This window comes from Staphylococcus devriesei (genome assembly GCF_002902625.1).
Classification (GTDB): Bacteria; Bacillota; Bacilli; order Staphylococcales; family Staphylococcaceae; genus Staphylococcus; species Staphylococcus devriesei.
Genome location: NZ_PPRG01000095.1, coordinates 1 through 10,392, shown reverse-complemented (window position 1 = coordinate 10,392; position 10,392 = coordinate 1). Strand labels below are relative to the sequence as shown.

The 10,392-nt window shown below is 31.4% G+C and carries 10 protein-coding genes; 7 read left to right on the top strand and 3 right to left on the bottom strand.

Translation table 11 applies throughout. The features are described 5' to 3' along the window. The first annotated feature begins 851 nt into the window (after positions 1 to 851). The 4 genes from CD147_RS11535 (at position 852) to CD147_RS11520 (ending at position 5,331) form a co-directional block, all read left to right on the top strand. Positions 852 to 1,460, top strand: a complete 609-nt coding sequence (locus CD147_RS11535; protein WP_103167594.1) for a hypothetical protein — start codon at positions 852 to 854, stop codon at positions 1,458 to 1,460. Between the two features lie 18 nt (positions 1,461 to 1,478). Further along, positions 1,479 to 2,045 (top strand): hypothetical protein, encoded by a 567-nt coding sequence (locus tag CD147_RS12390; RefSeq protein ID WP_233643227.1) that lies wholly within the window; start codon positions 1,479 to 1,481, stop codon positions 2,043 to 2,045. Between the two features lie 309 nt (positions 2,046 to 2,354). Then, positions 2,355 to 3,422 (top strand): acyltransferase family protein, encoded by a 1,068-nt coding sequence (locus tag CD147_RS11525; RefSeq protein ID WP_103167593.1) that lies wholly within the window; start codon positions 2,355 to 2,357, stop codon positions 3,420 to 3,422. 16 nt (positions 3,423 to 3,438) lie between these two features. Next, positions 3,439 to 5,331 carry a glycosyltransferase gene (locus CD147_RS11520; protein WP_103167592.1) on the top strand — a complete coding sequence of 631 codons (1,893 nt, stop codon included), beginning with the start codon at positions 3,439 to 3,441 and terminating at the stop codon, positions 5,329 to 5,331. Positions 5,332 to 5,422: 91 nt separating this feature from the next. Here the strand turns inward: CD147_RS11520 and CD147_RS12180 are convergent, their stop codons facing one another. Further along, the gene (locus tag CD147_RS12180) at positions 5,423 to 5,581 is read right to left on the bottom strand and encodes a hypothetical protein (RefSeq protein ID WP_167409733.1); all 159 of its coding nucleotides are present in this window, start codon (positions 5,579 to 5,581) and stop codon (positions 5,423 to 5,425) included. A gap of 97 nt (positions 5,582 to 5,678) precedes the next feature. Continuing rightward, positions 5,679 to 5,990, bottom strand: coding sequence for a hypothetical protein (locus CD147_RS11515; RefSeq protein ID WP_103167591.1), 312 nt, complete (start codon positions 5,988 to 5,990; stop codon positions 5,679 to 5,681). Positions 5,991 to 6,187: 197 nt separating this feature from the next. Here CD147_RS11515 and CD147_RS11510 point away from each other — a divergent pair, with 197 nt between their 5' ends. Together CD147_RS11510 and CD147_RS11505 are read left to right on the top strand one after the other, a co-directional pair. Further along, on the top strand, positions 6,188 to 6,844 hold the full coding sequence (locus CD147_RS11510; RefSeq protein WP_157947886.1) for a zinc ribbon domain-containing protein: 657 nt from the start codon (positions 6,188 to 6,190) through the stop codon (positions 6,842 to 6,844). Beyond that, the gene (locus CD147_RS11505; protein WP_133170235.1) at positions 6,789 to 7,151 is read left to right on the top strand and encodes a hypothetical protein; all 363 of its coding nucleotides are present in this window, start codon (positions 6,789 to 6,791) and stop codon (positions 7,149 to 7,151) included. Before CD147_RS11510 ends, CD147_RS11505 begins: the two co-directional genes overlap by 56 nt. Positions 7,152 to 7,252: 101 nt before the next feature. On the opposite strand, the gene CD147_RS11500 is transcribed toward CD147_RS11505, so the two are convergent. Next, entirely contained in the window at positions 7,253 to 8,623 is a 1,371-nt protein-coding gene (locus tag CD147_RS11500) for a CitMHS family transporter (RefSeq protein WP_103167588.1), read from the bottom strand. A gap of 789 nt (positions 8,624 to 9,412) precedes the next feature. On the opposite strand from CD147_RS11500, the gene CD147_RS11495 reads away from it, so the two are divergent. After that, on the top strand, positions 9,413 to 10,392 hold a 980-nt coding region (locus CD147_RS11495), incomplete at its 3' end, for a glycosyltransferase family 2 protein (protein ID WP_103167587.1).

The following is a 10,392-nucleotide window of genomic DNA, read 5'->3' as shown; positions in this document are numbered from 1 at the left end:
CTTTATAAGTATAAACAAAGTATTTATATATTTTATCTTATAGCTAATTAAAATAGAGTAAAAAATTGTTATTAAGACATCAATTTATAAAAAACGTAGAGTCTCTATGCGCTTATTTTCAATAGCAATCTCTAAATTATTTTATTTAACTATGGTAGTGTGTAACTATACGATAAATCTTGAGAATAGAAATTTAATTAGGAGGGTGTAGATTGCAAAAAGTTTTAGACTTCATTTTTAATTTTTGTATTGTCTTAATAATGATATGTGTTGGATTACACATACTTAATAATATTTTCGACTGGCATTTAAAATTTCAATTTAGAGTTTTTCAAATTAGTGTTGGAGCTATAGCGATAATTGCCTACCTTTTATCTAATTTTATAGAAAAGAAAAAGAACAAGTCTGCGGAGTAACATTTAATACATAGACTTGTTCTTTTATTAATATGAAACTAGTTAATAACCATTGTACCCCCCTAATAATCTGTTATCGCGCAACCCACCTATAACTACCTCCTTATAATAAATAATGTATTTACCTATCAAATTTCTAGTTTTCACTTTATCTACATTTTCCAAAAGTAACTCATTCACTTCTTTTTCTGTTGCTATAATTTCTCCTTATCACTCTCTTAAATTAGTACATAACAATTTTTATGTTCTTAATGTCTAAACCTCTATAGAACTTTACCTTTATATTTAAAATCTATTATTAGCTACTGACTTATTTTAATTATACAATCTTTTCAATTACGAAAAATAAAATTTTATTATTTATAAAATAACTACAAAAGCCTTACAAAATATATTAATATATTATTATCATAATAAAAGAATGGGGATAGGAATTTGAAAAAGATTTTCGCAAGTTTAGGGGTTATTTTATTAGTTGCTATATTAGGGGTGGCAATGCTATTCGCCTATGGAAGTTATAAAGATTTAGAACTCAAAAGAGCAGAAGCCAAATTAGATGAAAAGAAAGATAAACACGAGAAAAATAATAAAGAAAAAGAATCTTCTAAAAAACATAATAATGACGACAATGGTTCATCAAATGAACAACCTAAAGAAGATAATAGTGTAGCTACTGAGCAACAAAATACTAGTGCCGTTAATAATCAACAACAAACTGCATCTACTTCAACAAACGATAATACAAATAGTTTAGAACAGAATAATGTAAGTGTAGGATCTGGATCTAATACTCAACAGAATGGTTCATCTAAAGAAGATAATTCACAAGTCGCCAACAATACTGGAGGAGCAACTCAACCTAAATATACAGCTGAAGATGCTAAACATATGACAGATGATGAATTTCTAAATGCTTACAAAGAAGGTATGAGTAGCGATGAGGCTGCCGCAGTTGATAGTAACACCGCTGATTCTAAGGAATATATTAATTTCTTAAGAGGACAAGTCGAAGCAAGAGAACATGGTCAAGGCGGAACATATTAAACACTGAAAGGAATTATAATGAATAAATTATTAAGTACTATCACGATAATTGCCATTTTAGGCATATTAGTAGCAGTTGGTTTCTTCGGATATACTAAATATCAAGAAGTTGAATTAAGAAAAGATAAATTACAAGTGCAACAAAAAGAAAGTAATGGTAACGATAGTAATGCACAAGCAAGTACAGACTCGGAAAATGAGTCTCCTTCACAAGACAACCCGACGTCTCAAGAAACTCCACCAAAACAAGAAGCAAATGACGGTAGTGAATGGGTCAAGGTTCGTGGAGGCGGTGCGCATGAAACTGTAAACAAACAAGAATTGTCTAATCTAAAAGTTAATAGAGACAATGTATTTGATTATGTGATAGCAGGTATTAATCAATCGGAAGGCGGAGATGCGTCTTTAATAACATTTCAACAACCTGAATTTATACTTCAAAACGGTGGGATGTGGAAAATAGCTGCTAATAACAAATCAGGCGTAGGTTCATATACTTTTACTGTTAAACAAGATGGCACAGTAGAATTTTGGGATGGCTTCATGGATGACAAATTTGATGAACAAAAAGTTACATTACCTTAATCTAATAAAGCAGAGTATGAAGTAAAATTCGTACCCTGCTTTTTTGTATATATTGAGTAGTCCCCTTCCTCAAACGCTAACCCCCCCACTCTTCAACCAATTCTTCCACCTGTTTTCGCTCTTTACATACTCCCCTACTTATATAAATTTATAAAATATTTTTAAAGAATTGTTTTGTTAATTTACACTTTAATAGAAAAGCAATTTATTATTTATAATTAATATTTATTGTATAATTATTATCGGTTGTTGTTGTTAGAAAAAACAAAAACAATATACAAAATTTTGAATCTAGAAAGGGGTTTATTTATGCGCGTTTACACCTCGATTATATTTTGGATGAGGGCAATCGCTTGCTTAAGCGTGGTAATGATTCATACGATAACAACTACATTTTATAAGTATGATATGCCTAATGAGGGTTATTTATTAAGGTTAGTGCAATTATTGATATTATACGCGACACCGATGTTTGTGTTTATTTCAGAATTTTTACTGGCGAAACAGTATAAAACCAAAGTGAAAGAAGGCTTTATAAAACAAAAGATACTTACCCTCGGCATTCCTTACATCATCATCAATTTGGGATTAGCTTATGTGTATGGACATCCCCATAACTTCAAGGATTACCTAGAGTCGGTTGAGTTTATGATGTTTCACGGTGGGACACTAACGTACTTTATCATTATTATTGTTCAGTTTTATGCTTTACATATTTTGTTTGCTAAATACTTAGTACGTTTCAATCCTTTCAAGATTATTATCTATTCACTCATCATTACGACTTTATTTTGGGGAATGAGAACATTTATAGATGCACCTGATTCGTCTCTTTTCCATTGGTTATGGGAACGCGAAGGCTGGATGATTTTTATTGGATGGTTGAGCTATTTCTTCTTAGGATTTTATATGGGCTACCACTACGAGAAACTTATGGCAAACATCCAACGCTATACACTACATATTTTAATAGGTACGTTCGCCGTAATTTTGATTACGTCGATAAACTATTTATCCGGATTTTTAACATTAGTCGATTCTAAACGCGTGGATACACCTATTTATGTCACTATGATTATCTTATTATTCTTCTTAGTGTCATCATATGTTAAATACGTGCCACGATTTTTCATTTTCATCAGTAACTATTCATTCTCGATTTATTTAATTCATTACTTTTTCGTCCATAGACTAGGCGCATTACATGATCATCCACTATTAAATATCATCTTTACATTTACGTTAACTGTGACATTTTCAGTATGTATCGCTTATATATTTAATTTAAATAAATACGGGAAATATGTAGTAGGCGGTATTGGAAAAGTTAAATATGAAACATTTTACCAAAGTTATAAAAACAATTTAGTGGATTAAAAGGGGGGCAACATCTATGAATAAGTTAGCTTCAGTTATCATCTCAGTTTATAATAAAGAACTTTTCTTAAAAGAATGCATTGAATCTTTAATTAATATGAATATAGATAAATCACAAATTGAAGCCATATTTGTCGATGATTGTTCGACGGATAAATCAGTAGAAATCATTGAACAATATGCGAAAGACTATGAATTTATAAAGCTTGTGAAGCTACCAACAAATACTGGTAGTCCTTCTACACCAAGAAACGTCGGTATTGAAGAAGCTCAAGGTAAGTACATCACCTTACTAGATGCGGACGATTGGCTAGATGTGGAAGGCTTCCCTCAATTGATTCAAAAAGTTAACGATGACGATGCAGATTTTGGTTTGGGGCAAAGTTTTAAACATACTACTAAGAGTATTGCTTATCATGCGAGATTTACGGCATATAAAGATGAATCTCACTTGAAACCTGAAGATATTGAGAAGATTTTCAGAGCAGTAGGTCCCCCAGGAAAAGTATTTAAACGCGATTTAGTACTAGATAACCATATTCAGTTCGAACATATGAAATATGGGGAGGACAAATTATTCTTTACTGAACTTATTTCAAAAGTAAACAATATTACTATGACTACGTTACCGGTTTATCATGTGAATCGTTTTGATGAAAATGTTTCACTTGTTAAACAAACGTCTGTGATAGACAAAGGTTATATCAACTTAGAAGTAGCAAAGAGGATTTGCGAGATGGATATACCTTCTACATTGAAAAAGATGGCCTTGTCTAGAGTGGTCGAAGTCGATTTCATAAGTAGATTATTACGCACTAAAACGTTCTTAAAATCGTTTAATAGAGAAGAATTCTATACATTATTTGATAAATTGGAACAACTATTAAATGAACATGGTTACCAAGTTATGGACCTATTAAAAAACGAAGTATTTACTGCGATATATAAGCTATATCAACGTGGAGATAAGCAACAACTAGCTAATTTTATTAATGATGTCATCAACAAAAATTGGAGTTACGTGATTCAAAATGATGTAATTTACATGGATTATTTCAATAAATATGACGTAATAGATTTAATCCCTGTACGTTGTTATCCAGTTTATGAAGGAACACAGTTAATTAATGGTGAAAAATACGAAGTTGTGAAGGTTATGAAACCTCAAGATCTAAATATTAGAAACGTTAAATTACAAGAAATCAATAATGCATCTAATACAAGTGAAGTTAATTTTGAGTATGATAATGGTCGCATCTATATTCATCATAGTCAGTTTGAACAGTTAAAAGACGTAGACATTAACCTTTCAGTTGAAGCTGGTGAAACAGAACATTCATTAGTTTATGCCTCATATCCAAGTAATAATGATATCTATAAAATGAAACGTCAAAGTTTCAAAGTTGAATTTATTTATAAAGATAAAGAGAATACTGAAACGGCACAATCGAACCCTGAAGATAAATACTTTTTAAAAATTAGCAGTCCTTTAATGACGATTAAGAAAATTAAATTATACAAAGACCTTGAGTTCAGAGAACCGATTACTACTCTTGTGCCTGGTACTAGAGTAGAACCAATAGAGGTGCAGTATTCACTAAATGGTACACCAAGAATCGTGTTAAAAGACGGCAATATTATTACAGCTAATAAGGACTTCGTAGCGCCGATTAACACTAAAAAACCTGAAAATTATATTACAGAAGTCCCTGAGAAAGTTAAAATATTGAAAAAATGTAAACTGTACGATTCACGAAACTTCAAAGACAATAGCATCAAAACTTTAGAAGTTGGCGATACGTTTAACATTCAAACAATTATTTATACTTCAAGCTCAACACCTCGCCTAGTAACCGAAGACGGCTTCTACCTCACCGCAAACAAAGATTTCGTAGAAGTAGTGAAGTAGATAACAATATAAACCAAAAGGTCAACGACAAAATGCTCTCGTTGACCTTTTACATTGATGAAAAATTGAATTTACTCGACTATTTAGTTAGTTATTTAAGTGCAATTTCACGAATTAATTCATTCGTAATTTCCTTTTTATTATTTATAGCTTCAAGAATTTGTTTTTGCTGATCTCTAGTTAAATACATACCTTCAAGAGCAAGATTATTGGCGATTTGTTTATTAATTTTTGAATTTTGATTAATCATATCATCGCCCCCTAACAGTAATATTATACTATAAGTACTTTGGTATAATATTTTCAAAACTCTAGTATAAAATTTCACCCTCAATACTTAACTTCTATCAATTATTTAAAGCATTATACATTTCTACGAATTTTTCACCTTCTTTTCTTGGTACTTGGTCAAATATCCAAGTTTCACTGTTTTCTTCTGTTATAACGATTCTAAATGGACTAATTGATAGACCAAACTTTACACTTTTTAGATCTTTATAATAAAAGGTATTCTTTATTTCAGAATTTTTTAAAATTCCATCAGCTTCAAAATAAATATAGTCTTTCAATAAATATAAGGTACCAGGGATTGCTTGTGCTCTAAATATTTTCATAGCTCCATGTACTGAATAAATAATCTTTTCTTCATTATTTTCCATTTTTTCTCTCCCATTCATACTTATTTTAAAAATCATAATATTGTATTTAATCTTTTTAACTTACTCACTTTTCTTTATGTAACATTATACTACATATATATTTATTTTTAAGTTTTGGCATACTTAATATATTGCTTCACATATTAAAGTCTTAGCTTACGTTTTTAAAAATAAAGGGTTCGAATGGGGGAATTTTTTTGAAATACTGTAATAATTGTGGAAATCCACTAGAGGATAATCAAAGATTTTGTGATAGATGTGGTCAAAGAGTTGACTACACTAATTATGATTCAAATTCTCACTCTACAGAATCACGCTCTAGTGGTGTTGGAAAAATAATTTTAATTATTATCGCTATACTTATCTTTTTATCATTAATTGTAGGATTACTATTTGGTGCTTATAAATTATTTTTAGAAGATAAAATTAATAGTTTTAATGATAGTAATAATAGTTCACAAAGCAGCTCATCTTCAAATGGAGAGAACGAGAAAAATTCTAATCTCGCTCCTTCAATCGATATACTAACGACTAATTTCAACTCTAGTTTTATGAATGCCGATAACCGTCATGGTTATGAAGGTGTCAGCCTTGGAATGACTAAAAATGAGGTCAATAATCAATTAGGTTCATCAGATAGTGACATAAATGTAGACGGCGTTTCTGCTGAAAAACATGGCAACATCGCAGTTCATTACGACAATAACATAGTAGATCGCTACTTCGTAGTTCCTAACGATACTATCAGTATTCAACAATTTATTAATCAACATGGTAAACCAACTTTAGAAGCCGATAATGGCACGATTATATACGATGATAATACAGATAGCCTTTACTATCAAAGTCTATAATGATGGCAATGGTAATGTTTCTGGTGTTGAAAATATTGATGCGATAGAAAGAGACGATCTTAACTCTTCTAATTCTGATGATGATAGCAATAGTGGTAAAAAGGTAACTTCTGAAGCTGAAGCAGAAAAAATTGGTAAAGACTACTTAGATAATCTTTATGGGGATGATTACTGGTACCATTCTGTTGATAAATGGAAAGGTGTATATCGCGTCAATTATGGCCAAGGTGCAGCGACTCATGCGCATAGTGCGGTATATATTAATGAAGATACTGGAAAAATTAGCGAAGAAAATCCTAATGAGTAAATAGAATTACATAATAAAAAGGTTTGTTTCCATATTTTACGGAAGCAAACCTTTTTTCATCTTAAAAATGAGTTTTAGACTGACCTTACACGTCCGGCATATTAAAAGGCTACGGTACCTATTAACATCGCAATAAGTAATAATACTATCGCAAAGCCCCATACCCAGAAGAAGGCATATTTAATATATGTGCCCATGTTCGCTTCGGCTAAGCCAAGTGCAAGCCATACTGCTGGCGCGAATGGACTGACGAAAGTACCAATAATATTACCGATAACCATTGAATAAGCGGTAGATACTTGAGATACACCAAATTGTGCCGCTGTCTCTTTAACAATAGGTAACAATGCAAAGTAATATGCGTCTGTACTTGTTAATAGATCAAGTGGTACACCGAAGATACCTACGATAATATGGATAAATGGTCCCACAGGTTGTGGAATGATATGAATAAAACTTGTAGAAATAGCTTTAAGCATTCCCGTTTCATCTAATATACCTAAGAACATCCCTGCTCCTACAATTACGACTGCCATCATTAAGGCATTAGGTGCGTGTGCTTTTAGACGATCCATTTGTTCGTCCACACTCTTATAATTAATGACTAGTGCTATTGATACACCTATCATAAATGCGAATTCAGGTGGTGCTATATTCGATAACATGACCACCATAACTATGAGTGTTAATACGGCGTTAATCCACTTGATTGACGCATGTTCTCTTGCACGTCCTCTTACTGGAAATTTGATTGCTTGATCCTGTTCATAGTGTTTAACGAGTTTATGTATGTCGATGTCTTGCGTTTCTTCAAGTTCTCCTTGTTCAATTTTCTTTTTGATACGTTTCTTTTCCCTAAAACCAAAATAAACTGATAACAACATGACTAAGAAGAAACCGATAATTTGAACCGGTATGATGCCATACCATAATTCATTAACGCTTTCCGCCTTTAATACTGTTGCCACTCGAGCCATTGGGCCACCCCAAGGCACCATATTCATAACCGCTGCACTTAACGCTAGTAATAAAATAAGTAAGTAACGGCTCATATTTAGCGCTTGATATAACGGTAATAGTGCAGGAATACATAGTAAAAATGTTACTGCCCCTGCCCCATCAAGTTGTGCAATGGTACCCAGTAAGGCGGTCATAACACATACAATCACCACATTACCTCGTGTCATAAGCAATAATCGCTTCACAAGTGGTTTAAACAAGCCACTATCATTCATAATGCCAAAGAAGATAATTGCGAAAATGAACATGATGACCACATTCATTACTTGCGCTAACCCTTTATCGAAGAATGTTACTAAATCCGCAACGCTATATCCTAAAATTAATGCCCCAATACACGGAATAAGCGTCATACCCACTACTGGACTAATTTTCTTAGCGATTAATAATCCCACAATCGTAATAATAATTACTAATCCGACTATTGTTAACCATATACTGTCCCCTTGCATGATTAACTCCCCCTTCAAATGGTCTAACAACCATTAATAATTAGAATCAACTTCTTTATTGCTGTAGTATATTTTGTAAATGTAAGCGCTTTAAAAATATTTTATCATAATTTTATATATATAGATATGTGTAATTTATAAGATTGTTATAGTTTGGAATTTTAAATTAATAAGAGGATTTTATCTAGAATTAGTGTAGTTTTAAGAAGGTTTTAGGTACTAGTTAAGTTAAAAAAATAGCTAAGACACTAATATAAAAATGTCTTAGCTATTAATTTGGCAGTAGTTGTCTGAGATGAAGATGCGTTTGAATCTCACTTTCTTCATCTCTAGTCAACCTTGCCGGGGCGGGACTACGAAATCTTAGAAATTGCATTAGATTTCTGTCCCGCTCCCACCTATAAAACAAGCTGTAAGTAAATAACATATGCGAGTGTAGTAGCTCGTTTAATATGTTTACTAAGTTTTGTACCTAGTTAACGATTAACAGTCAAGACTAGGTGTTTTTTGTTACTTTTATATTACCACGAGTTTTAAGTTTGGACAATTAATTTTAAGTCAGGTTTTTATTATCATATTGTAAATTGATTAAGGTCTAATTAACACATTATTTTATAGAAGCTCTATATACTTACTTCACTTTTCAAAAAGTACTGTATTTACAAATATGTAAACTATACAACAAATACATAAAATGCAAAATGTTGTATTTACATATAATAAAATATTACTTATATTATAAAAAGCGGAATAAATTACAGATTTATAAGTAATAAAGGGGTTAGGAATGTGAAGGTTATTAAAAAGAAAGAATTAACTAACAAGATTAAAGTAAGTGTATTAATTAGTACATACAACAAAGAAAAGTTTATCGAAACAACATTAGATAGCATATTAAATCAAACGATGGATAAAAAAGATTTTGAAATCATCGTTGTGGATGATTGTTCAACAGACAATACATTCGACGTGGTGTCTAGAAAAATTGAAAGTTTTGCTAATTACCAATTTGTACAACTCGATGAAAATTCAGGTACACCAGCAAAGCCTCGTAACTTATCGATTGATTTAAGCAAAGGGAAATACGTCATGTTTGTGGATGGTGATGATTGGTTACCTACAGATACTTTAGAAAAATTGTATACACTTTTAAAAACCAATAAAACTGACTATGCTACTGGTCTTACAAAGTATGTATATGACGATCGTATTGCACGTAGTGGCGTTGCTTTGTCTAAAGTTGCATATAAAAAGGCTGATTTAAAGAATTTCAGAAAATCATTCTATCACCTAGCACCTGCAGGTAGAATGATAAAATCTAGCGTCATCAAGAAAAATAATATCTATTTTCCAGAAATGATATATGGAGAAGATTTACAATTTTTTGCCGAAGTTTTCTTCAATACTAAACATATCAGTACTACACAAGATGTCGTTTATTGTGCCAATCGTTATGATGAAAATATCTCTCTAGTAAAATCAGAAACATCTACTACACTCAATCGTATGAAATGGCAAAATGAAGCGTATAAACATTTAATGAATAAATACAAGAAGAATAGAATTTTTGAAAATTTATTATACAGAATTGTAAATAAAGATATCTTGGAAGCGAAATTTTATAAAAAACGCTTTATTAAACAAATTGATACATTGCTACCCGTCTTCCAAGATATTTTTAACATGATCGATAATGATTTCAATTCATTAGATTACGCAGATGACGATTTAAATAAACAAGCTATAGAACCTGTCTCTTATACACATCT